Raw genomic sequence first — 24,227 nt, 5'->3', positions numbered from 1 at the left:
CGCTGACGGCCCAGCTCGGACGTGATCGAGCCGAACAGCTCTGGGTCGCGCGCTGAGAGAGACTGGGTGAAAAAACCGGTATCACGTAGATTGGCGTTCATGGGGGCTCCACAATGCTGGGATTTCTTGCGGATTTCCTATCGGAAACGGGGCATCGGCAAAAGGCTTAAAGCGACGATTTGGCCAACGGTGGCGTCAAGTCTGGTCTATAGGGGAAAGGTATGATTGTTTCGGAACCAAATGTGCAGCACTGGAAACCACAATAGATGATTCAAAGAATCGCTTTTCTTGCCAGCGACGCCAAGGTGGCTCAAACCGCACGCGACAAACTGGTCAGGCGCTATGGCAATGCGGCGCCGCGTGATGCAGGTGTAATTGTCGCGCTGGGTGGGGACGGCTTTATGCTGCACACTTTGCACAACATGCAGCACCTCGATACGCCCGTATATGGCATGAATCGTGGAACAATCGGGTTCCTGATGAACGAGTTCCACGAAGAAGATCTGATGGACCGTCTTTCCGCCGCTGAAGAAGAGGTCATCAACCCGCTGGCAATGCGCGCGATGGATCAGTCCGGCAAGATTCATGAGGCGCTAGCCATCAATGAGGTCTCTTTGCTAAGGGCAGGCCCTCAGGCGGCGCGGCTGAGGATCAGTGTGGACGGTCGCGTGCGCATGGATGAATTGGTTTGCGATGGTGCTTTGCTGTCAACGCCAGCAGGATCGACGGCTTATAACTATTCCGCGCATGGGCCAATCCTGCCGATTGGATCGGATGTTCTAGCCCTGACAGCGATTGCAGCCTTTCGTCCGCGACGCTGGCGGGGCGCGCTGCTGCCCAAAATCGCCCAGGTGCGGTTCGATGTGTTGGATGCGGACAAGCGGCCGGTCATGGCGGATGCGGATTCAAATTCATTTCCGGATATTGATTGGGTCGAAATTCGATCTGAACCGGCGATCCGGCACCGTATCCTGTTCGACCCAGGCCACGGCCTGGAAGAGCGTTTGATTTCGGAGCAGTTCACCTAAATGGAAGGTCAGGTATGAATTAATCGCGCTTGTGTGAACCAGTTCACACGAATCCGATTAACATTAAGGTACTGTGAACTTGCCTGGAGAACACGCCATGGTGGAAGTGAGTGGCCATCAACGGCGGTTTCGAAATGAACGTGCAGTTTATGTGCGGGCGAGGGTAGGTGGTGCTACGCTCGTTATCGGATTTCTAGGCATATTTTAGAAAGCGGACCCCGGGTACAAAACCCCGGGGTCAATTTATTGGACAACGTCTATTTAGAAGGACGTCCCCATTTTCTTCCACAATGGCAGGCACATTTGCCCCACCCGGTCTTCGATCGCCGCGGCGGCGTCTACGGCCATATCCTCGCGCCATCTGCGGGCTGCGATCTGGATGTTGATCGGCTGCGGCCCATGCGGCAGCTCGGCCAGCCGCGCCGGAACACATGCCGCGGGCAGGCCGATGAAGTTCATCGCATAGGAATAGACCGCACAGCCCAGAACTTCATGCACGCCCTCGGCGCCCTCGGTGTCTCGGTCCGGTTTGAAGAACGGCTGTGGCAGGAATGGTGACAGGACCAGAGGATAGTTTTGCATGAACAGAGACCACTCGCGCGCATAGTGGCTGCGTTTGGCCAGCATTTCGATAAGGTCTGTGCCAACTAGGGGTGGGAATTCCTGAAAGTAGACCTCGAATATGTCGCGGATTGTTTTTGATCCCGCAGCCTCGATATCGGCTTTCAACAAGGTCAAAACTTCGCCCATCAGGGCGCGGTACCCGCCACGACCAGCTTCAAAGATATCGGGTGGTGCGACCTCTTCCACTACATAGCCTGCTTCGATCAATGCATCGCGTGCCGTATCCAGAGCCTTGTCGACTTCGGGATGCAAATCGTATCCAAAGGTCTGCTTGGTGAAGGCGACCTTGATCGGGCCGGTTTGGTCCTCACCCCGCCACGGCATCGGCACGTGAAACGGATCGCGCGGATCGGGCGCGATCAAGCTGGGCATGGACAGGTGCAGGTCCGCTGCGGAGCGCGTGATCAGACCCTGCACCGACATCGATTGTGCCAATATGCCCCGTTCTGCCGATTGGCTGGGATTCCACGCCGGAACACGACCCAGACCCGGTTTGACGGTAACCGCCCCATTGGCGGCGGCAGGAAATCGCAGACTGCCCCCTATATCGTTGCCATGGGCCAGCGCACCGATCCCAGCCATCACAGCTGCGCCCGCGCCACCAGAAGATCCCCCGGGCGAGATATGACGTCCCCAGGGGTTATGCGTGCGGCCATGCAGTTCGTTGTCTGTGTCAGCACGGAATGAAAATTCGGGCGTGTTGGTGCGACCGATGACGATGGCGCCCGCCTTTTGCAGGTTGGAAACAACCGGCGCATCATCCGGGGCGATCACGTCTTTCAGGGCAACGACCCCATTCGAGGTCGCATGTCCTTTTTGATCGACGTTGATCTTGATGGTGACCGGCACACCATGCAGGGGGCCGGGCTGCTCTCCGTCACCGACCGCCTTGTCCAGATTTCGCGCACGGTCCAGCGCTTGTGAACTCAGATCTTCAACAACCGCATTCAGCGCAGGATTGACCTGTTGCATCCGGTCGATGGAGGCTTTGACGGCCTCTTCCGCGCTGATTTCCCTGTTGCGCGTCAACGCGGTCAGATCGGTGGCGTTCAGACGCCAGATGTCGGTTTCTGTCATGGGGCCTCACTGTCTTGGTCAGACAGTAGAGGCCCGGTGTCAGGTTGCAAGAGGCGGCAGGCGCGCCGATTTTCTACTGGGCGTAGCCGATGGATTTGAGGGCCTCGGTGATCTCGTCCAGAATCGCCGGATCGTCGATGGTGGCGGGCATCTTGTAGTCCTTGCCATCCGCAATCGAGACCATGGTTCCGCGCAATATCTTGCCCGACCGCGTCTTGGGCAGCCGGTCGACAACCACGGCCAGCTTGAAGGCAGCGACCGGTCCGATCTTTTCGCGAACCAACTTGACGACATCCTGAACGATGTCACCATGGTCGCGGTCACAGCCCGCATTCAGACACAGGAAACCAACCGGCATCTGGCCCTTCAGCTGGTCCGACACGCCGATCACGGCGCATTCGGCAACGTCAGGGTGTGCGGCCAGAACCTCTTCCATGCCGCCGGTGGACAGACGATGGCCGGCGACGTTGATCACGTCATCGGTGCGCGCCATGATATAAAGGTAGCCGTCCTTATCGACCATGCCCGCATCGCCGGTTTCATAGTATCCGGGGAAGTGGTTCAGGTACGAGCTTTTGAACCGGTCTTCGGCGTTCCACAGCGTCGGCAGGGTGCCCGGGGGCAGGGGTAGTTTCACCGCAATCGCACCCAGCTCTCCGGGTTTCATCGGGTGGCCGCCTTCGTCCAGAATCTGCACGTCGTAGCCGGGCATCGGCTTGGCAGGTGAGCCCAGCTTGGTTGGCAGCTCTTCAATCCCCAGCGGATTGCCCGCGATGGTCCAACCGGTTTCGGTTTGCCACCAATGGTCGATGACCGGAACGTTCAGCGCGTCTTTGGCCCATTCGATCGTGTCGGGATCCGCCCGCTCTCCGGCCAGAAACAGGGCTCGCAGGCAGGAGAGGTCGTATTCAGGGATCAATTCCCCCTTGGGATCTTCACGTTTGACCGCGCGGATTGCGGTGGGAGCAGTGAAGAAACTGCGAACATTATGCTCGGATATCACCCGCCAGAAGGTGCCCGCGTCTGGGGTTCCAACCGGCTTGCCCTCGAACACTATCGTGGTGTTGCCGTGGATCAGCGGCGCGTAGCAGATATATGAGTGGCCAACGACCCAGCCGACATCAGAAGCCGCCCAGAACACGTCGCCGGGATCCACGTTATAGATGTTCTTCATCGTCCAGTTCAGGGCGACCAGATGGCCGGCCGTCGGCCGTACGACCCCTTTGGGCGCTCCGGTCGTGCCCGATGTATACAGGATATAAGCTGGATCATTGCCATCGACAGGAACACATTCCGCAGGCTCAACACCGTACTGGAACCCGTGCCAGTTGAAATCACGCCCCTCGATCAAATGCGCAACCTCTTGTTCGCGCTGGAATATCACGCAGAAATCGGGCTTGTGGCTGGCAAGTTCGATGGCACCGTCAAGCAGCGGTTTATAATGCACCACACGGCCCGGCTCCATCCCGCAAGAAGCGGCGATGATTGCTTTTGGTTTGGCGTCATCAATACGGACCGCCAATTCGTTGCTTGCAAAGCCACCAAACACAACCGAGTGCACCGCACCCAGCCGGGCACAGGCCAACATCGCCTCAAGCGCTTCGGGGATCATCGGCATATAGATGATAACCCTGTCGCCCTTTTCGACACCTTTTGCCCGCAATGCCCCGGCCAAAGTAGCGACCCGATTGCGCAGTTCGACATATGAGATCTCGCGCTTGGTGTGGGTGATTGGGCTGTCATAGATGATGGCCGTCTGTTCACCGCGACCATTCTCGACATGGCGATCAACTGCATTCCAGCAGGTGTTGACCCTGGCATCACAGAACCATTCATAAAGAGGAGCATTGTCGTCAAACAAAGCCTTGCTGGGTGGCCGAACCCAATCAATTCCTTTTGCAGCTTCCATCCAGAATGCCTCTGGATCGGATTTCCAGCTCTGGTAAACGTCCTGATATGCCACTTTGGTCTCCTCCGAAAAATCCCTGCACCGTGTCTAGGGCGGGGTATAGGGGGCAGACAAGCGGTCGAAGTGACGGGGCGTCACTTTATCGCAAAATATTTGCAGATGTATAAGAATTTCCCTGCAAATTTTTGCAAACCTGTCGGCAATTTATGGATTTTGCGCGCCGAATTCACAGTTTTGCAAAACTGCAAATGTATTGGTGCAAATATGAAGGAATCAGTCCGGGCACCTGTTTCGGTGCCCGGAGGGGATCCGTGACCCTTTACCCGTAATGAGCGACAGGCGTTCCTGCGATCGCCGCCATGTTCAGTAACCCGCGTGCGGTGATCGAGGGGGTCACGATATGTGCCTTGTTGCCCATACCCATCAGGATCGGGCCAACTTCCAGCGCGTTGGCCTTCATCTTCAGGATGTTGCGCACACCGCTAGCGGCATCTGCGTGGGCAAATATCAGGACGTTGGCGACACCTTCTAGACGTGAATGCGGGAAGATGCGCGACCGCAGTTCAGGGTCAAGCGCTACGTCCAGATTCATCTCACCCTCATATGTGAAATCGCGCGGCTCCGAGTCCAGAATCTCCAAAGCGGCCCGCAGGCGCTTGCCCGAGCCTTCGGCCTGATTGCCGAATTGAGATTGCGAACAGAACGCGATTTTTGGCTCCAACCCGAAACGCCGGACATGACGGGCCGCGCCCAGGGTGGTTTCGGCAAGCTCTGCAGGCGTTGGTAATTGCCGCACATGTGTATCGGCAATGAACAAGGGGCCGTCCTCAAGAACCATCAGAGACAAAGCGCCATGTGCGCGCAGGTCGCCATTGGCCAACACCTGTTCGACATAGCTTAGGTGCCAGCGGTATTCGCCAAAGGTTCCGCAGATCAGGCTGTCGGCCTCGCCACGCTGAACCATGATCGCCCCAATGGCTGTGCTGTTGGTGCGCATGATGGCCTTGGCCAGATCAGGGGTGACACCGCGGCGCTGCATGATCTGGTGATATGAGGTCCAGTAATCATAGTAGCGATTGTCATGTTCCGGGTTCACGATCTGAAAATCCTCGCCGGGACGCACGGTCAGGCCCAGGCGCTCGCATCGCGCTTCGATGACTTCGGGACGTCCGATCAGGATCGGTGTTTCCGTGGTTTCTTCCAGAATGGCCTGAGCGGCGCGCAGCACACGTTCGTCCTCGCCCTCGGCAAATACTATTCGGCGCGACGCAGCTGCTGCGGCCTCGAAAACCGGGCGCATGATCAGGGCGGATTTGAAAACCGTCTGGTTCAGGCGCTCTTTATAGGCCTCCATATCTGGAATCGGACGCCTGGCAACGCCACTGTCCATAGCCGCCCGGGCCACTGACGAGGACACAACAGCGACGAGGCGCGGGTCAAAAGGTTTTGGGATCAAATAGTCAGGTCCGAATGTCAGTTGCTCGCCCTTATAGGCGGCGGCGGCTTCTGCACTGGTCGTTGCCCGGGCCATATCAGCGATTCCGTCTACGCAGGCGATCTGCATAGCGTCGTTAATTTCGGTCGCACCAACATCCAGGGCGCCCCGGAAGATGAAAGGAAAGCACAGAACGTTGTTCACCTGATTGGGAAAATCACTGCGACCGGTTGCGATGATCGCATCGGGGGCCACTTCGCGAGCTGCGTCCGGCAGAATCTCGGGCGTCGGGTTAGCCAGCGCGAAGATGATTGGTCTGTTGGCCATTTTCGCGACCATTTCGGGTTTCAGGACATTCGGTCCGCTAAGCCCCAGAAACAGATCGGCATCCCCGATCACGTCATCCAGCGTGCGCAGATCAGTCTTTTGCGCGAATTGGCTCTTGTGCGGGTTCATGTCCTCGGCTCGCCCTTCATAGACAAGCCCGTGAATGTCACACAGCCAGATGTTTTCACGTTTCACACCCAGCTTCACCAGCATGTTCAGGCAGGCGATCCCAGCCGCGCCTCCGCCGGTCGAGACGATTTTGATATCCTCGAACTTTTTCCCGGCAACGTACAGCGCGTTCTTGGCAGCGGCGCCCACGACGATTGCGGTGCCGTGCTGGTCATCGTGAAAAACGGGGATGTTCATCCGCTCGCGGCACAGTTTTTCGACAATAAAACAATCGGGTGCCTTGATGTCTTCAAGGTTGATTGCCCCGAACGTGGGTTCCAGCGCGCAAACGATATCGGCCAGCTTTTCGGGGTCGGATTCGTCAACCTCGATGTCGAAACAGTCGATCCCTGCGAATTTCTTGAACAGAACCGCTTTGCCTTCCATCACCGGCTTAGAAGCCAGAGCGCCTATATTGCCCAGGCCCAGCACTGCTGTTCCGTTCGAGACCACGCCAACAAGATTGCCCCGCGCGGTGTAAAGCTCGGCGTTGGATGGGTCGGCCTTGATTTCCAGGCTGGCCTCGGCGACGCCAGGCGAGTAGGCGCGCGCCAGATCCCGACCGTTGGCCATGGGTTTCGTAGCCCTGATTTCGAGCTTTCCAGGCTTTGGGTGAGCGTGATAATCAAGCGCGGCCTGTCGCAGGTTGGGAGTGTCAGACATAGGCAATTCATCTCCGTTCCGAATTTGGTTGAAGGGTTAAACTATTTCTGGCGCCTTGGCTACGTGACGTCACTTCATAAATGGATTTTTGCCAAACACGGCCGTAGGTTGAATTATGTTCTAATATGGTTACGGTCGCGCATCTTCATATTCGGCACCGCTTCCACAGGAGATCGAAGGCCCAAGATGACCCCGGAAAAACAATCTCAGTCGATACCCGTCACAACCGATACCAAGCGGTCCTTTGGGCTGGACCAGCCGCTGTTTCGTGCAGCGATTGGAGTTGCGTTGCTGATCTTGGTGGTCCTCTGTATCTGGCCGGTGCAGGCGATGTCCCTCAACCATGAGGGCGGCCCGTTCGAATCCATTTCGGCCGCGGCACTTGTTCTGGCCGGGGGCATTGCGCTTTTCCGGTATCGCGGGATTTCCCGTCTTTATATCGGTCTCGTCTGTTTGCTGCTGGCAGAGCGCGAACTTGCTGCGGATATCTATGCCGTAGATAGCTTGCCATATGGGATTCTGAATGGGCTGGACACGCTGCTTGATATGAACGCGGTTCGCGTCATCCTGGCTGTTTTGGTTCTGGGCGGCTTGCTCTGGCACGGGGTGCCAAACGGGTGGCGTGCGTTCAAGCATCGGGTCCCGTTTCTAATGGTGTTCTTTCTGGCCGGTATGTGTGCGGTGGTTGCACAGGGGTTGGAAGAAGTCAGTGGCGCACTGAAAGACGACCTGTCGGACCAGATGATCATGCGTTTGTTTGTGTTGGAAGAAACGCTTGAGATGTTCTTTTCGATTGGCATTTTGGCTTCTGTTCTGATCGGATGGCCCAAAGCCACGACCGAAGAGAACTTGAATGACCAGCAATCAGACCAAAGCTGAGATTCGTCTGCCGACGCAGGAATTACGTGACGACATCCCGTTTTTTACCAAGGTACTGGGGATGCGGATGGATATGATCTATCCGGCTGATGACCCTCGGGTCGCCGTGTTCTCGGGGCATGGATTGCGATTACGGATCGAACAGGATGCACCCGAGGCGCCCGGAATGTTGCGCATTCTGACCGAAAATCCGGATGAGTTTGCGGCTGGCCAGCGCAGTTTGGTCGCGCCGAACGGGACGCGTGTTGAAATTGATGAACTGAACCCGCCGATGGTGATGCCGGATACCGTGCATTCCTTTGTCGTGCGCAGACTCAAGGATCAGGCCCCGTGGGTCATCGGGCGCGCCGGAATGCATTATCGCGATCTGGTACCCGATCGCTTGGGCGGGTCGATCATTGCCAGCCATATCCGCATTCCTGATGGCGGTCCGGTTCCGGACATGGTGCATTTCCACAAGGTCGGGTTTCAGTTGATTTTCTGCATCCATGGCTGGGTCGATGTGGTTTACGAGGATCAGGGCGATAAGATGCGCCTGACCGCCGGCGATTGCTTTATCCAGCCGCCCGAAATCCGCCATCGTGTGTTGGAGGCATCGGACAATGTGCAGGTGATCGAAATTGGTGTTCCTGCCGAACATGTCACCGAAATCGACCACGAAATGCAGTTGCCGACCCCGCAATACCGCCCGGATCGCGAATGGCAGGGCCAGCGCTTTGTCTACAACCGGGCCGAGGGAGCAGAATGGGGGCCGTTCCGTTTGCCGGGCTATATCTGTCGCGACACCACGATTGCTCAGAACACGATGGGTGTCGCAGGCGTTCAGGTGGTGCGTCGGGGGCAGGGTGACACCGCCTGGGCTACACATGATATCGATATTCATTTCACCTTCGTTATGAACGGTGAGTTGACGCTCGAAGGCGAGGGGCGTGACCCCTATCGGCTGGAACAGGGCGATGCCTTTGTCATCCCGCCGGGTATGCGCACACGCCTGTCTGATCCGACCGATGATGTTGAACTGCTTGAGGTCACGCTGCCTGGCGTGTTCAATACGGTTCTGGATTAAGCATTTTGGCTCAGGAATTCTGCGCTCGGGGCTTCAATTCCCCGGGGGCTTTCATTTAGGGTATGACTTTCTGACCAGATGATCAAAAAATAGGGAATCGCCATGAGCTTGAAAGACGCAGCCTTGTCCGTGCGGGAAAACGCCTATGCGCCTTATTCCAATTTCAAGGTCGGCGCGGCGATCCGGTCCCTGTCGGGGCAGATCTACTCCGGTTGCAATGTGGAAAACGTGGCCTATCCAGAAGGCACTTGCGCCGAGGCCGGAGCCATTGCCGCCATGGTTGCTGCTGGCGAGCAGGAACTGACCGAGGTTTACGTGGTCGCGTCGTCTCCTCAGCCAGTACCGCCGTGCGGGGGGTGCCGCCAGAAACTGGCCGAGTTCGGCAAGCGTGACGTCAAGGTGGTATTGGCCAGCTTGGACGGGGCGGAGTTGAAAACCACTATCGGGGATCTGCTGCCAGGCGCATTTGACGCCTCGCATATGGAGGATGTCTGACCCCATGGACGCCCGCTCGATCATCGCAAAGTTGCGCCGCAAGGATATACCCTCCGCCGAGGAACTGCACTGGTTTGCCCAGGGGCTTGCCGATGGTGGGGTCAGTGACGCGCAGGCAGGGGCCTTTGCGATGGCGGTTTGCATGGGTGGGTTGGGTGCGCAGGGCCGTGCCGATCTGACCATTGCGATGCGCGACAGCGGCGATGTCCTGAACTGGGATGTGGAAGGACCGGTAATCGATAAACACTCGACCGGGGGTGTGGGCGACAGCGTCAGCCTGGTACTGGCCCCCGCACTGGCCGAGCTTGGAGCCTATGTGCCAATGATTTCTGGCCGGGGACTGGGACATACGGGCGGCACGTTGGACAAACTTGAATCCATCCCCGGTGTGACCACCCAGATCAGCCAGGACCGGCTGGTGCAGGTGCTGAACGAAACGGGGGCAGCCATTGTCGGCGCCACCGGGCAAATCGCGCCAGCGGACAAACGGCTTTACGCCATTCGGGATGTCACGGCGACAGTAGAAAGCCTCGACCTGATCACCGCGTCGATCCTGTCGAAAAAGCTTGCAGCCAGCCCGGATGCACTGGTGCTGGACGTTAAGGTTGGCAGTGGGGCCTTTATGAAAACCCTTGATGACGCGCGCAATCTGGCACAGGCGCTGACGGAAACCGCCAACGCTGCAGGGTGTCGGACCTCGGCAGTCATAACCGATATGAACCAGCCGCTTGCCTCTGCGCTGGGCAATGCACTTGAGGTGGATGAGGTCATGAAGGTATTGACCCAAGCGCCTGACGCGCCGTTGGCTGTGATCTCTGCCGAACTGGGTGGGGTTCTGTTGGCTGACGCCGGTATGTTTGCCACTTCGGAAGAAGGCCGGGACAAAATCGCCAAGGTCATCCGCGATGGCCGTGCCGCAGAACGGTTTGGCCGCATGATGGCCGCAGTTGGGGCACCCATTCACTTTGTCGACGATTGGTCGCGCTATTTGCCCGAAGCCAGCGTGATCCTGGAAGTGCCCGCTCCCGCTGCGGGCTATGTAACCACGATAGACGGAGAGGCGCTGGGCCTTGCGGTTGTCGAATTGGGTGGCGGACGTCAGGTTGAAAGCGATGTGATCGACCCTGCGGTCGGGCTGTCAGATCTGGTGCGACTGGGCGACCGGGTCGAAAAAGGCGTTCCATTGGCTGTCGTCCATGCCGCCCGCGAGGATGCCGCGCGACGTGCGGCTGATGCTGTTCAAAAGGCGATCACGCTTGGAACGGGTAAACCAGTGGTGCCATCCCTTGTCCACGAGAGGATCACGCCATGAGCCGCGCCTTCCTTGTGGTGATGGATTCTGTGGGTATCGGCGGCGCGCCCGATGCTGATCAGTTCTTTAATGGCGACATGCCGGATACTGGGGCAAACACTCTGGCCCATATCGCGCAGGCTTGTGCACAAGGTCAGGCGGAAGAGGGGCGATCCGGGCCTTTGCATCTACCGCATTTGGATGCGCTGGGGTTGGGTGCTGCGGCACGGCTGGCCTCGGGTGCGGAAACGCCGGGTTTGCTGGCCCAGCCGACAGGTCTGTGGGGCTGCGCCTGTGAGGATTCACCGGGCAAGGACACGCCATCGGGGCATTGGGAGCTAGCAGGGCTGCCTGTGCCGTGGGACTGGCATTACTTTCCAAATACAACACCATCATTTCCGGCTGATCTGAGCAAGGCCGCAGCCGAGGCCGCCGGAACCGAAGGGATTTTGGGGGATTGCCACGCCTCGGGCACCACGATCATCGCCGAATTGGGGGCCGAGCATATGCGAACCGGTTGGCCGATCTGCTATACCTCGGCCGACAGTGTCTTTCAGATCGCCGCGCATGAAGAAAGTTTCGGCCTAGACCGTCTGCTTGACCTCTGCCGCGCGCTGGCCCCACGTTTGCACCAGATGAAAGTGGGGCGTGTGATCGCACGGCCCTTTGTCGGCTCGCCCGAACAAGGGTTCACCCGCACGACCAACCGCAAGGATTTTGCCATCGTGCCGCCCGCTCCGGTGCTGACGAACTGGTGTCAGGATGCGGGCCGCCGTGTTCATGCAGTGGGCAAGATCGGCGATATCTTTTCCATGCAGGGAATCGACACACTGCGCAAAGGGTCGGATGCTGACTTGATGGGTCATCTGTCCGATTTGGTCGATGAGGCCGAAGAGGGCAGCCTGACCTTCGCCAATTTTGTCGAGTTCGACAGTCTCTATGGCCATCGGCGCGACATCAGCGGCTATGCCCGCGCGCTGGAATGGTTTGACCAAGAGATAGGTGCAATTCTGACCCGGTTGCGCCCCGATGACCTGATGTTGTTGACCGCTGATCACGGCAACGACCCAAGCTGGATCGGCACCGACCACACGCGTGAGCAAGTACCTGTCCTGATTGCAGGGCAGGGTGCGGGGCAGATCGGTCAGGTCAAATTCGCCGACATTGCCGCCAGTATCGCACATCACCTGAATATCCCGGCACAAGGGCCGGGGCGGAGCTTTCTATGACTGTCGCTGACCTACCCAAGATCGAACTGCACTTGCATCACGAAGGTGCCGCGCCGCCTGCCTTCATCCGTCAGCTGGCGCATGAAAAGCGCATCGACCTGAGCGGGATTTTCAAACCTGATGGGTCATATGATTTCCGGGATTTCGCCCATTTCCTCAGCGTATATGAGGCCGCCTGTGAAGTGCTGAAATCGCCCGAGGATTTCCGCCGTCTGACGTTGGCTATTCTTGAAGAAAGCGCGGCGAACGGGGTGGTGTATTCGGAAAGCTTTCTGAGCCCCGATTTCTGTGGCGGTGGCGATTTGGTGGCCTGGCGCGACTATCTAAGTGCCATTCAGGATGCCGCTGATGAAGCCGAGCGGAAGTACGATATCACTCTGCGCGGCGTGGTGACCTGTGTCCGGCATTTCGGACCCCAACAGGCCAAGCTCAGTGCATATTGTGCTGCTGAAACTGCGGGCGACTGGATTACCGGGTTCGGTATGGGGGGCAATGAATCCATGGGGGTTCAGGGCGACTATAAGTGGGCGTTTGACTGCGCGCGCGAGGCCGGACTATGCCTGACCACCCATGCCGGAGAGTTCGGTGGGCCGGATAGTGTCCGCGATGCGATCCGTGATCTGGGAGTTGAACGCATCGGCCATGGCGTGCGTGCGATCGAAGAACCCGACCTTGTGCATGAGATCGTTGATCGTGGTGTGACGCTCGAGGTTTGCCCAGGCTCGAACGTGGTTCTGGGCCTGTTTCCTGACTTTGCCAGCCACCCGATTTCCAAGTTGCGCGAGGCAGGTGTCAAGGTCACCGTGTCCACCGACGATCCGCCGTTTTTCCATACCACAATGCGGCGTGAATATGAGATGTTGGCCAAAGCTTTCGGTTGGGAGGCCGAGGATTTTGCCGCCCTGAATGAAACCGCCCTGAATGCGGCTTTTTGCGATGAAGCGACCCGTGCGCGGGTCAAGAAAAGACTGGAGATATCATGAGCGAACACCTGACCGTCGTCGACCACCCGTTGGTGCAGCACAAATTGACGCTCATGCGGGACAAGGGCACTTCGACCGCCGAATTCCGTCAGTTGCTGCGTGAGATCACCTTGCTTCTGGCCTATGAGATCACGCGCGAAATGCCATTGACCACCCGGCACATTGAAACCCCGATGGAAGAGATGGACGCCCCCATCCTGGCCGGTAAGAAACTGGCGTTGGTCTCTATCCTGCGCGCCGGTAACGGAATGCTGGACGGCGTTTTGGAACTGATCCCCTCGGCCCGTGTTGGCTTTGTTGGCCTGTACCGCGATGAAGAGACTTTGAAGCCCGTCCAATATTACTTCAAAGCGCCCGAGGGGCTGAAGGACCGTTTGGTCATTGCTGTCGACCCGATGCTGGCAACCGGCAACAGTTCGGCCGCCGCGATTGATTTGCTGAAAGAGGCTGGCGCGACGGATATCCGGTTCCTGTGCCTGCTGGCCGCTCCCGAAGGCGTTGCCCGCATGAAAGAGGCGCACCCGGATGTTCACATCGTCACCGCCGCACTGGACCGTGAGCTGAACTCAAAAGGCTATATCATGCCGGGTCTGGGCGATGCGGGTGACCGGATGTTCGGGACCAAATAAGCGGGCTTATCCGCCGCATATATTCTGCAGCCGGACCCATTCGCGATCTGGCAGAATCTGCTGCAGGGGCTGACCCGCCATCGGGTCAGCCTCGATCAGGCCCAGCACGGTTTCACCTGTGACGTCCGTCGCATAAGCAAAGGGGACTGAGGGCAAAGCTGCCTCGGCAAAAATTTCCAGCAGGTTCTCGTCTGGTACAGCCGGACGGGGTTCTGATAGAACTTCTTCGGTATAACTGTCGACAATCTGAGGTGTCAGCTCACCGGTTGTCAGCAGGCGGAACGCAGATCTGATGCCGGTCCGGTCCAGCAGATCATCCAGTGGGTCCTGTGCCTGCACACGTGCACGTTCCGCAAGGATGTACCCGGCCACGACCGAGGGGTCCTCGTGATCTTCGACCAGAGATCGGTTCAACAGGACAATTCCACCCGGCAGGGTCAGGCTGGTCTGTACTCCGGCTGGTAGGATAACGATTGAGCGCACGCCCGTTCTTGCCGCCAGATGATCCAGTGCTTCCTGAGTGCCCTCGGACACGCAGGCGCGGCCTGACACTCTTTCGATGCGCCTCAGGATTGTATCGCCGATGTCGATACGTTTGATATCGGGAACGACGGATACGACATGGTTTTGTAATGCTGACGGTAACCACAACAGCATGAGCGCGGCCACAGCAGCCACAACCCCGGCCACGCTGAACCACCGCAAACGCCCGGGGTGGGGGCGTGACCGGTCGATGGCACGCTGCAGACGGTCAATGGCTTCGATCATCGTGGTTTCGGATTGGGCCAGTTCCAACGTCTCTTGCGGGTCGCCATCCGGGTGGTAAATTGCAGGGAAAACACCGGGGTTCTGGCGCTCTAACGCGGCCAGCGACCAATGCGTCAGTGCCCGGTCGTTGAAATCCGATATCGTCAGCGTCGCTTCGCCAATCGACACAACAACCTCGCGCCGCTGAACATCGGGCGAGGGGCGCCACAGACCGGTGGCTTCGATCCGCTGGAACTGTTTCAGTGCCGTCATCGGGGTGATGTCTGCTCGTTCTTAATTGGAGCCAGCTTAACACGCTAAATTCAACCGGCGCAAACCTGTTGCGCGATGTTCAGGAAATGTGCTGGATACCTAGACGAGCGGAATATTCTGTTACCGCTCTCCATCATGCCGCGGGGAAAATGATGCAGGCGGACACCCAGACTTCACCGGTTTTGGCCTCGGTGCTGATGGTCAGTGCTATGGCAATCATCGGCGTGATTGATAATGTGGTCATCTTGGTGGCCGAAACGATCGGTCTGTGGCAGTTCCATTTCAGCCGGGCACTGCTCATGCTACCGCTGATAATGGGCCTGTCACTGCTTGGGCTGGGCCGCTTGCGCCCGATTAGGCTTGGCCCCGTGATCCTGCGTAGTGTTCTCATCACATTGGCCATGTTGTTCTATTTTGCCTCGCTTGCGCTGATGCCGATTGCGCAGGCGTTGGCGGGTTTGTTCACGTCGCCGATCTTTGTGCTGTTGATTACAACCGTCGCCATGAAGCAACGGATAGGCCCATGGCGTATTCTGGCCGTTGCAGTAGGGTTTGCCGGGATTTTGTGCGTGTTGCAGCCGAATCCCGGCGAGTTTGATGCAAAAACGCTGTTGCCGGTCGCCGGAGGGCTGTTCTACGCGTTCAGTTCAGTCATCACCCGAAGCCACTGCGCGCAGGAAAGCACGACGGCATTGCTGGCGGCTATGGTGACAACCTTGGGAGTGGCCGGAGCGGTAGGGCTGATCGTGTTATCCTTGTTTCCGGGGGTTCCGGTCGCTGGGCCGGAGGGCTTCGTCACCCGTGGCTGGGTCTGGCAAATGGGACCGGCAATTCCTTGGATTATAGTTCAGGCAATAGGGTCGACGATTGCGGTATTCATGCTGATCAAATCCTATCAGATCGGTGAGACCTCTTATGTGGCGGTGTTTGAATATTCGGTGATGATATTTGGACCCTTGTTCGCCTGGAGGGTCTTTGGGCAGAATATCGGTGTTCTGCAGATCCTCGGCATATGCCTGATCGCAACGGCCGGAGTTCTGCTGGCCTGGCGATCCACGCGTCCCGCCGCTACAGAGGCCGCATCGTGATCATTTCGCGCGGTCGCTCTTATATCTTCGTCCACATTCCCAAAACTGGAGGGACATCTTTGTCGCTGGCTTTGGAACAGCGCGCGATGAAGGATGATATTTTGCTGGGAGATACGCCCAAGGCAAAGAAACGCAATAGGCGGATCAAACAGCTATCGGCGCGTGGCCGCCTTTGGAAACATTCAACCCTCGCCGATATCGAAGGTGTTCTTTCACCGGATGAGTTGTCGGGGATGACAGTCTTTACCCTGGTCCGAAATCCCTGGGATCGGCTTGTCAGCTATTATCACTGGCTCAAGGTGCAAGGCTTTGATCACCCCGCAATCGCGCTGGCCCGCGCCCATTCGTTTGAAGGATTTGTCTGCCACCCTGCGACGCAACAATCGCTCCGTCAGCATCCGGCGCGGCACTACGTGACGCGAGCCGATGGTATCGAGCAGTGCCAGTATTTCATCAGACTCGAAGCGTTTGATCAGGACGCAGAGCCTCTGTTTGACCACCTGGGGTTCCGGATCACACTGCCGCATCTGAATCGATCAGAGCGGGCGAAAGATTACCGCAGCTATTATTCAGCCGCATCACAGGAGGCCATCGCCGAGGCTTGCGCTGAAGATATAGACAGATTCGGATACTCTTTTGATTAGATGACAGAAATATCGTTTCCCTGCGGGACTTAATACCGGGCGATTACAGATCGTTGTTCCGTTTTTAGCGTTATCCAACGGGGTTTGGGACCCAAATCAGGCTCAAATGTGTCAAAATTTGGACGCGTGATCGGTTTGGATGCTAATGAATATCTATTGTTTTTGGTGCCAGCAGGGGGGAGGCACGTGTTTGAAGTAGTGAGTGACATGGGTATTTCAGATGTTCCGGAAGGCCGGACACAATTCGAAACCAGAGTAGAACTGAACGCGCGCCGTGGCGGCTTGATCCACGGGACCAGGGTTGCAACTGTCGACGGCTGGACGCCGATTGAAGACATTCAGCCTGGTGATCTGATCCGGACAGTCGAGAACGGCTTTAAGGCAGTAAGGCGCATTTCTGTCGATACGATTTCGGTTCCTACTGAAGAAAGTCGGATCGAGTATTTGCCAGTCCGCGTACCCCCAAGTGCCGTCGACAGCCCAGGTACGATTTGGATCATGCCTGAACAGGGTATAGCATTGGAGCATGGCACCGCAGATCTGACTGTTGTGGCAGCACGAAAGTTGAGCGGTTTGTTCCGCATCAAGTCGGACGTCCCGGCATCATCATTCGATGTCAGCGCACTGTTCTTTGACGAGGATGAAGTGGTCTATATGGAAGGCGGCATGCGCGCCTTCTGCCCGTCAGGGCGTTTCGGCGGCCACAGCGGCACAAGTGCGGGCTATCAAATTGCCGAAAGCGAAACAGCGGCGGAATTGGTCGAAGATATACGAACTGAGGGCCGCGTGGCAGCCCTTGCCAACCCGTTGGGTGCGCTGCCTGCACCCATCTCACTGGAACAAGTTGTCCCTTTGAGACCCAGCAGGGGTGCGCGTCGCCCGGGTCGTCCGGGTCGGCCTCTCCCAGTGATCTGAACGGCAGGCCAACCAAACACGATAAGCAGGGTGCTGGCGTAAGGTATCTTACGCCAGCACCAACTGTTTAGGCAGCCTTGGCTTCGGGGTTGAAACGCCCGTAGAAGCTTTGGCCTTTATCTGCCATCTCACGCAGCAGCGGCGGGCAGGTAAACCGTTCCCCATATTGTGCGGTCAACTGATCGCAGCGCTCGGCCGCATAAGGGGTGCCGATGATGTCCAGCCAGCTCAGCGGGCCACCTGACCAAGGTGCAAAGCCCCAGCCCAAGATTGCGCCGACGTCACCCTCGCGGATGTCTTCCAGAACGCCTTCTTCCAATGCGCGGACGGCCTCCAGAACCTGAGCGAACATCAGGCGTTCCTGCACTTCGATCAGGTCGGGCTGATCCTCTGCCAGCGGATACTTGTCCTGCAGACCCTTCCAATATTCGACGCGCTTGCCTTTTTCGTCATAGTCGAAGAAGCCCGCGTTTGCCTTGCGGCCCAGACGGCCCTGTTCTTCCATCCAGAAGATCAGATCATCGGACGGGCTTTCAGGATATTCGTTGCCCATCGCGGCCTTGGTTGCACGTGCGATCTTGGCACCCAGATCAATCGAGGTCTCATCAGTCAGCTGGATCGGCCCGACAGGGAAGCCCAACTGGCGTGCCGCGTTGTCGATCAGAACCGGGCTGACGCCTTCGGTCACCATCCGGGCACCTTCATTGATGTAGGGAATGATGCAGCGGTTGGCGTAGAAGAAGCGGGCATCGTTGACCACGATCGGCGTCTTGCGGATCTGACGCACATAGTCCAGCGCCTTGGCCACTGCGCGATCACCGGTTTCCTTGCCTTTGATGATCTCGACCAAGAACATCTTCTCGACGGGCGAGAAGAAGTGGATGCCGATGAACTGATCCGCACGCACCGAAGCTTTGGCCAGGTCGCTGATCGGCAGGGTCGAGGTGTTCGAGGCAAAGATGCAGTCCTCGGGAATGATCGCCTCGACCTTTTTGGTCATCTCGGCCTTGACGCCCATGTCTTCGAAGACGGCTTCGATGATCAGGTCGCAGCCCTTCAGATGATCAAGGTCAGGGGTCGCGGTGATGCGGCCCAGCATGGCCTCTTTCTTTTCAGCCGTAACCTTGCCGCGCTTCATACCTTTGTCCAGGTACGTTTCGGTATAGGCTTTGCCTTTGTCTGCAGCTTCCTGATCGCGGTCGACCAGAACAACTTCCATACCGGCCTGCGCCGATACAAGTGCGATACCCGCACCCATCATGCCAGCGCCCAGAACACCGATCTTCTTGACTGACTGATCCGGTACGCCCGCAGGACGCACGGCGCCTTTTTCCAAGGCTTCCTTGTTCAGGAACAGTGATCGGATCATGGCACCCGAAGACGGGTTCATCAGAACGGAGGTGAACCAACGGGCTTCGATCTTCAGCGCGGTTTCGAAATCAACCAGCGCACCTTCGTAAACAGCGCTTAGCAACGCCTTGGCGGCAGGGAACGCACCCTGAGTTTTGCTATTCACCATTGCCGAGGCGCCGACGAAGTTCATGAAACCGGCAGGGTGGTAAGGCGCGCCACCGGGCATTTTGTAACCCTTGGCATCCCAAGGCTTCACAATGTCCGCATCTTTGGCGTTCAGCACCCAATCTTTTGCTGCGGCAACTGGATCCTCGGCGATCTCATCGATGTAGCCTGCACTTTTCGCCTTTTTGACGTCCAGCATCTTGCCTTCCAGCAACAGCGGAGCGGCTGCAATCGCACCGACCTTGCGGACCATACGGGTGGTGCCACCAGCGCCAGGGAAGATGCCAACCATGATTTCGGGCAGGCCGTATTTCGCCTTTGGGTTCTCGGCTGCAAAGATGCGGTGCGTCGACAGCGGTAGTTCCATGCCAATGCCTGCGGCTGTACCGGGCAGGGCGGTTGCAATCGGCTTGCCGCCTTTCTTGGTCTTGGGGTCCATGCCCGCCAGCTCGATCTTGCGCAGCACGCCGTGCATATTCATGGTGCCTTCGAACAGGCCCTTGGCGGGGTTGTCACCCGCCTGTTCTTTCATCACCGCAAGCAGGTTCAGGTCCATGCCACCGGCGAACGAACCTTCTTTCCCGCTGGTGATAACGATGCCTTTGATCTCGTCATCGGCAAGTGCCTGATCGATGCAATCGCTTAACTGTGCGAATCCGTCAAAAGACATCACGTTCATGGATTTTCCCAGGACGTCCCAGGTGATAATGGCGACGCCGTCCGCGCCTTTGCTCAGAGTGAAATCAGTCATTGTCATCTCCAATCTGGTCAGCCGTTAGCGGGCTGCCATCTTTCCGGGTGAAAGAGAATCCGTTCTCATCATCCTTCACCATCATGTCTAAGTCGCTGTAATAGCCGGTCTCGTTCGGGGTCCGTGTGCCCACCACCAGAAAGGTTGCAGGCGCATCGGTGTTGTTCACAAGGTGATGGCCGTTGGCTTCACCTGCGGGCCATGCGGCGCAATCGCCGGGCTGCATTTCATGCTCGCCATCGTCGTCGATCAGCGTACAGGTGCCGCTTAGCATGATTGCAAACTCGTCCTGCTCCATATGGTAATGGCGCAGCGAGGACATGCCCTGCGGTTCCAGCCGCACGATGTTCACACCGTACTGGGTTAGCCCGCCCGCATCACCGAGGCGCTGAACAAAACGGCCTGCGGTCGCCTCGGCCAGCTTGCCGGGATAGGCCGAGCCGCCCTGAAACGGAATCTGAGAGAGATCCAGCTTTGGCATCAGACGCGCTCGATGATCGTTGCTGCACCCATGCCGGATGCGATGCAAAGCGTGGCCAGCCCGGTTTCCTTGTCCTGACGTTCAAGCTCATCCAGCAGGGTGCCGATGATCATCGCGCCGGTCGCGCCCAGCGGGTGGCCCATTGCAATCGAGCCGCCATTGACGTTGACCAAAGCCGGATCGACATCGAATGCCTGCTGGAAGCGCAGAACAACCGAGGCAAAGGCTTCGTTCACTTCGAACAGGTCGAGATCGCTGATTTTCATGCCGTTGTCGGCGAGGATTTTCTCGGTCACCGGAACCGGACCGGTCAACATAATGGTGGGGTCGGTGCCGATCTTGGCCGTGGCCTTGATGCGTGCGCGCGGCTTCAGGCCGTATTTCTCGCCGAATTCCTTGTTGCCGATCAGAACTGCCGCCGCACCATCCACGATGCCCGAGCTGTTACCCGCGTGGTGGATATGATTGATCTTTTCCAGATGCGGGTATTTCAGCTTTGCGACGTTGTCGAAGCCGGGCATTTGCTCGCCCATCATCTGGAATGCGGGGTTCAAGCCACCCAGGCTTTGCATGTCCGTGCCGGGGCGCATGTATTCATCATGGTCCAGAATGGTCAGGCCGTTCTGATCCTTAACGGTGATGACCGATTTCGAGAACCGGTTGTCGTCCCACGCAGCTTTTGCACGGCGCTGCGATTCCATCGCCAGCGCATCAGCCTGATCGCGTGTGAACCCGTATTCGGTCGCAATGATATCAGCCGAGATACCCTGCGGAACGAAATAGGTGTTCATCGCCAGTGAAGGGTCAGCCGCAATCGCAGCGCCATCGCTGCCCATCGGAACACGGCCCATCATCTCGACCCCGCCTGCAATATAGGCGTCGCCTGCGCCGCCTTTGACCTGGTTGGCAGCCAGGTTCACAGCTTCCATGCCCGAGGCGCAGAACCGGTTGATCGCCAGCCCGGGGATCGATTCATCCAGATCAGAACCCAGCACTGCGGTTCGTGCCAGACAGCCGCCCTGTTCCATAACCTGGGTTACGTTGCCCCAGATGACGTCCTCTACGGCGTGGCCCTCTAGATTGTTCCGCTCTTTTACGGCGTTCAATGTCAGCGAGGACAGGCGCGCCGAAGTCAGCTCGTGCAGGCTACCATCCTTGCGGCCTTTGCCGCGCGGAGTACGCAGGGCGTCATAGATATATGCGTCGGTCATAGTTTTCTCCTTAAGCTCGATCCGGCACAGAGCCGGGCATCAGGTCGTAGGGGTGTTTCCAGCCAGGCTGCTGGGACAAGCGTGTCAGCCAGGCGTCGATATTTGGCCATTCGGTGCGGTCAAAGCCGAAGGGTTCAGGATAGTAGAGATAGCCACAGCAGCTGAGATCAGCATTGGTTACGCCGTCCCCAACGATCCAGTCGCGACCGTTCAGATGTGCATCCAGGACTTGATACGCAGCCTTCAGACGACCCTGGTTGAATGCGATCACATCTGGGTTGCGGTGTTCTTCCGGCAGAAAGTTGATCAAAAAACGGGTCAGGCCTGCCATCGAGCTGAGTTTGTGATTGTCCCACAGCACCCAGCGCAGTACCTCGTATTTCTCTTCCTGCGACTTTCCTCCGAACATACCTGTCTTTTCAGTTATATAAGTCTGAATGGCCCCGGACTGACTGGTGCGAAAGTCGCCATCAATCATGACGGGCGCTTCACCCATTTCGTTGACAGTGGCACGAAATTCGGGAGTGCGTGTCACTCCTTTGAAGAAGTCGACTTCGACGGCTTCCCATTCTAACCCTGATAACTCCAGAGCCAGCGCCGCCTTGTACGAGTTTCCGCTGACGCCGAAACAATGCAGTTTGATGGTCATCATTTGCCTCCCTTGGCACATGAGTCAGTGCGATGTGCTGTATCATGTAGCCCGCCCTTTTTTGGGCGGGTCTGTTTTCTTATCGTTTGCGTTCTTCAAGTTCGGAATTGAAGATACGCAAACGGTGCGTCAGGCTCTCTTCGTCGATGACACTGTTGAAGTTCTCGAACAGGAATGACAGTGCCTCACCTTCGTCCAGACCAGCCTCGCGCGCGAACCCTCTGAGTTTGCGATAGCCGTCTTCGGTCATGGCGACCGGGAAACGGCGTGTTAGGCGAAATCGTTTTGGCATATCGAGCCTTTCGAATGGCCGGCCCCAAGATGGTCTGGGGCCGGTCAGAGATCAGAAGCTTGCCGCGTCCAGGCCCATGACAGTATCCGCACCGCTCTGGATGCGTGTCAGATGAAGACCGGTGGCTGGCAAGCGACGCGCCATGTAGAACTGGCCGGTGGTAATCTTTGTCTCGTAGAACTCGGTGTCCGAAGTCCCGGCTTCAAGTGCGGCATAAGAAGCTTTTGCCATCTGTGCCCACATCAGGCCCAGGCAGACATGACCGAACATGTGCATGAAGTCATTCGACCCAGCCAGCGCATGGTTGGGGTTCTTGGTGCCGCTTTGCATAAAGTACATGGCAGCGGCCTGCAGATCCTTGGAGGCCGCTTTCAGCGGTTCGATAAACGCCGTATCATAGGCTTCGTTCTGACCTGCGTTTTCCTTGCAGAATTTTTTGACCACTTCGAAAAACGCCATGACGTGTTTGCCGCCATCCTGGGCAAGTTTACGGCCCACAAGGTCAAGCGCCTGAACGCCGTTTGCGCCTTCGTAGATCATCGCGATCCGGGCATCGCGGGTATATTGCGACATGCCCCATTCTTCGATGTAGCCGTGGCCACCATAGACTTGCTGGGCCTTGACCGTCATGTCATAGCCTTCGTCGGTCAGGAACCCTTTGAGGACCGGCGTCAGCAGTGAGATCAGGCCATCGGCGGCATCGTCACCAGAGCGGTGGGCCTTGTCGATCATGGTGGCTCCCCACAGAACAAAGGCACGGGCACCCTCGGTAAAGCTCTTCTGATCCATCAGGCTGCGGCGGATGTCGGGATGCACGATCAGCGGATCGGCTGGACCGTCCGGATTTTTCGCGCCGGTCACATCGCGGCCCTGCAGGCGGTCCTTGGCGTATTCCACCGCGTTCTGATAGGCCGCGTCGGCCTGGGACAGACCCTGCATGGCTACACCCATACGAGCTTCGTTCATCATGGTGAACATCGCGCGCATGCCTTTATGCTCTTCGCCCAAAAGATAGCCGGTTGCCTCGTCATAGTTCATGACGCAGGTCGAGTTGCCGTGGATGCCCATCTTTTCTTCGATGTTGCCGACCGATACGCCGTTGCGTTCACCCAGGCTGCCATCTTCGTTCACCATGAATTTAGGAACGATGAACAGGGATACACCCTTGATGCCTTCGGGGCCGCCCACGATCTTGGCCAGCACCAGGTGAATGATGTTGTCGGCCATGTCGTGTTCACCAGCCGAGATAAAGATCTTCTGACCGGAAATCTTGTAGGAGCCATCCGCCTGCGGTTCAGCCTTGGTGCGCATCAGACCCAGGTCGGTGCCGCAATGCGGTTCGGTCAGGTTCATGGTGCCGGTCCAATCGCAGCTAACCATGTTCGGCAGATAGGTTTCTTTCTGCTCTTGGGTGCCGTGCGCCAGAATGGCCGAGGCTGCGCCGTGGGTCAGACCTTGATACATGGTGAACGCCTGGTTCGAGGCGGAAAACATCTCGGCCACGGCAGAGCCAATGACATAAGGCATGTTCTGGCCGCCGAACTCTTCGGGCATGTCCAGGCCGGTCCAGCCGCCTTCCTTCATCTGAGCGAATGCGTCTTTAAAGCCAGTAGGGGTATATACCACACCGTTTTCCAGACGACATCCTTCGGTATCACCGATTGTATTCAGCGGGTGCAGAACATTTGTCGCCACCTTACCGGCTTCTTCTAGGACAGCGCCGGTAAAATCAGGTTCAAGCTCGCTATAACCCGGGATGTCCGATCCCGATACATTGAGCACTTCGTGCAATACGAACTGCATGTCTTTGGTTGGTGCATTGTATACGGGCATTGGGAACTTCCTTAGTTTCGCT

General features: G+C 57.6%; 21 protein-coding genes. 11 read left to right on the top strand and 10 right to left on the bottom strand.

Features of this window, described 5'->3' with window-relative positions:
- Nucleotides 1-266 precede the first annotated feature (266 nt).
- The gene (locus tag AC2FFB_RS05465) at nucleotides 267-1,028 is read left to right on the top strand and encodes an NAD kinase (RefSeq protein ID WP_142632779.1); all 762 of its coding nucleotides are present in this window, start codon (nucleotides 267-269) and stop codon (nucleotides 1,026-1,028) included.
- Between the two features lie 261 nt (nucleotides 1,029-1,289).
- Here AC2FFB_RS05465 and AC2FFB_RS05460 read toward each other — a convergent pair whose 3' ends face one another.
- The 3 genes from AC2FFB_RS05460 to AC2FFB_RS05450 all read right to left on the bottom strand — a co-directional run bounded on the left by AC2FFB_RS05460 (nucleotide 1,290) and on the right by AC2FFB_RS05450 (nucleotide 7,231).
- A complete protein-coding gene (locus AC2FFB_RS05460; RefSeq protein WP_496874624.1) occupies nucleotides 1,290-2,729 on the bottom strand; it encodes an amidase family protein in 1,440 nt (479 codons plus the stop codon).
- A gap of 73 nt (nucleotides 2,730-2,802) precedes the next feature.
- Nucleotides 2,803-4,692, bottom strand: a complete 1,890-nt coding sequence (gene prpE, locus AC2FFB_RS05455) for a propionate-CoA ligase PrpE (protein WP_496874623.1) — start codon at nucleotides 4,690-4,692, stop codon at nucleotides 2,803-2,805.
- A 265-nt stretch (nucleotides 4,693-4,957) separates the two neighbouring features.
- Complete coding sequence (locus AC2FFB_RS05450; protein ID WP_282027863.1) at nucleotides 4,958-7,231, bottom strand: NADP-dependent malic enzyme; 2,274 nt, start codon at nucleotides 7,229-7,231, stop codon at nucleotides 4,958-4,960.
- A gap of 186 nt (nucleotides 7,232-7,417) precedes the next feature.
- Here AC2FFB_RS05450 and AC2FFB_RS05445 point away from each other — a divergent pair, with 186 nt between their 5' ends.
- The 7 genes from AC2FFB_RS05445 (at nucleotide 7,418) to upp (ending at nucleotide 13,803) form a co-directional block, all read left to right on the top strand.
- Nucleotides 7,418-8,110, top strand: a complete 693-nt coding sequence (locus tag AC2FFB_RS05445) for a hypothetical protein (RefSeq protein WP_496874622.1) — start codon at nucleotides 7,418-7,420, stop codon at nucleotides 8,108-8,110.
- Nucleotides 8,085-9,176, top strand: a complete 1,092-nt coding sequence (locus AC2FFB_RS05440) for a cupin domain-containing protein (protein WP_496790395.1) — start codon at nucleotides 8,085-8,087, stop codon at nucleotides 9,174-9,176. Before AC2FFB_RS05445 ends, AC2FFB_RS05440 begins: the two co-directional genes overlap by 26 nt.
- Nucleotides 9,177-9,278: 102 nt before the next feature.
- Entirely contained in the window at nucleotides 9,279-9,671 is a 393-nt protein-coding gene (locus tag AC2FFB_RS05435) for a cytidine deaminase (RefSeq protein WP_142632791.1), read from the top strand.
- 4 nt (nucleotides 9,672-9,675) lie between these two features.
- A complete protein-coding gene (locus tag AC2FFB_RS05430) occupies nucleotides 9,676-10,983 on the top strand; it encodes a thymidine phosphorylase (protein WP_281994990.1) in 1,308 nt (435 codons plus the stop codon).
- The gene (locus AC2FFB_RS05425; protein ID WP_496714396.1) at nucleotides 10,980-12,191 is read left to right on the top strand and encodes a phosphopentomutase; all 1,212 of its coding nucleotides are present in this window, start codon (nucleotides 10,980-10,982) and stop codon (nucleotides 12,189-12,191) included. The genes AC2FFB_RS05430 and AC2FFB_RS05425 overlap by 4 nt, the downstream gene beginning before the upstream one ends.
- A complete protein-coding gene (locus tag AC2FFB_RS05420; protein ID WP_496696047.1) occupies nucleotides 12,188-13,174 on the top strand; it encodes an adenosine deaminase in 987 nt (328 codons plus the stop codon). The genes AC2FFB_RS05425 and AC2FFB_RS05420 overlap by 4 nt, the downstream gene beginning before the upstream one ends.
- Entirely contained in the window at nucleotides 13,171-13,803 is a 633-nt protein-coding gene (gene upp, locus AC2FFB_RS05415; RefSeq protein WP_142632797.1) for a uracil phosphoribosyltransferase, read from the top strand. The genes AC2FFB_RS05420 and upp overlap by 4 nt, the downstream gene beginning before the upstream one ends.
- 6 nt (nucleotides 13,804-13,809) lie before the next feature.
- Here the strand turns inward: upp and AC2FFB_RS05410 are convergent, their stop codons facing one another.
- Complete coding sequence (locus AC2FFB_RS05410) at nucleotides 13,810-14,823, bottom strand: hypothetical protein (protein WP_496874621.1); 1,014 nt, start codon at nucleotides 14,821-14,823, stop codon at nucleotides 13,810-13,812.
- Nucleotides 14,824-14,975: 152 nt separating this feature from the next.
- On the opposite strand from AC2FFB_RS05410, the gene AC2FFB_RS05405 reads away from it, so the two are divergent.
- The 3 genes from AC2FFB_RS05405 (at nucleotide 14,976) to AC2FFB_RS05395 (ending at nucleotide 17,470) form a co-directional block, all read left to right on the top strand.
- Nucleotides 14,976-15,911 (top strand): DMT family transporter, encoded by a 936-nt coding sequence (locus AC2FFB_RS05405; protein ID WP_142632801.1) that lies wholly within the window; start codon nucleotides 14,976-14,978, stop codon nucleotides 15,909-15,911.
- Entirely contained in the window at nucleotides 15,908-16,555 is a 648-nt protein-coding gene (locus AC2FFB_RS05400) for a sulfotransferase family 2 domain-containing protein (protein ID WP_281971797.1), read from the top strand. Before AC2FFB_RS05405 ends, AC2FFB_RS05400 begins: the two co-directional genes overlap by 4 nt.
- Nucleotides 16,556-16,741: 186 nt before the next feature.
- Nucleotides 16,742-17,470: a Hint domain-containing protein gene (locus AC2FFB_RS05395; protein ID WP_496874620.1), complete on the top strand. Its 729-nt coding sequence runs from the start codon at nucleotides 16,742-16,744 to the stop codon at nucleotides 17,468-17,470.
- 67 nt (nucleotides 17,471-17,537) lie between these two features.
- On the opposite strand, the gene AC2FFB_RS05390 is transcribed toward AC2FFB_RS05395, so the two are convergent.
- The 6 genes from AC2FFB_RS05390 to AC2FFB_RS05365 form a co-directional block, all read right to left on the bottom strand.
- A complete protein-coding gene (locus AC2FFB_RS05390) occupies nucleotides 17,538-19,739 on the bottom strand; it encodes a 3-hydroxyacyl-CoA dehydrogenase NAD-binding domain-containing protein (protein WP_496688645.1) in 2,202 nt (733 codons plus the stop codon).
- Nucleotides 19,732-20,220, bottom strand: a complete 489-nt coding sequence (locus AC2FFB_RS05385; protein WP_142632807.1) for a cupin domain-containing protein — start codon at nucleotides 20,218-20,220, stop codon at nucleotides 19,732-19,734. The genes AC2FFB_RS05390 and AC2FFB_RS05385 overlap by 8 nt, the downstream gene beginning before the upstream one ends.
- The gene (locus AC2FFB_RS05380) at nucleotides 20,220-21,431 is read right to left on the bottom strand and encodes an acetyl-CoA C-acetyltransferase (RefSeq protein ID WP_142632809.1); all 1,212 of its coding nucleotides are present in this window, start codon (nucleotides 21,429-21,431) and stop codon (nucleotides 20,220-20,222) included. Before AC2FFB_RS05380 ends, AC2FFB_RS05385 begins: the two co-directional genes overlap by 1 nt.
- 10 nt (nucleotides 21,432-21,441) lie before the next feature.
- Entirely contained in the window at nucleotides 21,442-22,080 is a 639-nt protein-coding gene (locus AC2FFB_RS05375) for a glutathione S-transferase family protein (RefSeq protein ID WP_496821398.1), read from the bottom strand.
- A 79-nt stretch (nucleotides 22,081-22,159) separates the two neighbouring features.
- On the bottom strand, nucleotides 22,160-22,372 hold the full coding sequence (locus AC2FFB_RS05370; RefSeq protein ID WP_142632813.1) for a hypothetical protein: 213 nt from the start codon (nucleotides 22,370-22,372) through the stop codon (nucleotides 22,160-22,162).
- 51 nt (nucleotides 22,373-22,423) lie between these two features.
- Complete coding sequence (locus tag AC2FFB_RS05365; protein WP_496693342.1) at nucleotides 22,424-24,205, bottom strand: acyl-CoA dehydrogenase C-terminal domain-containing protein; 1,782 nt, start codon at nucleotides 24,203-24,205, stop codon at nucleotides 22,424-22,426.
- Between the last annotated feature and the right edge of the window lie 22 nt (nucleotides 24,206-24,227).

Source organism: Ruegeria sp. YTSA219 (assembly GCF_059609985.1).
The sequence above is the reverse complement of the archived record's forward strand: the minus strand, read 5'-3'. Positions and strand labels throughout refer to the sequence as shown.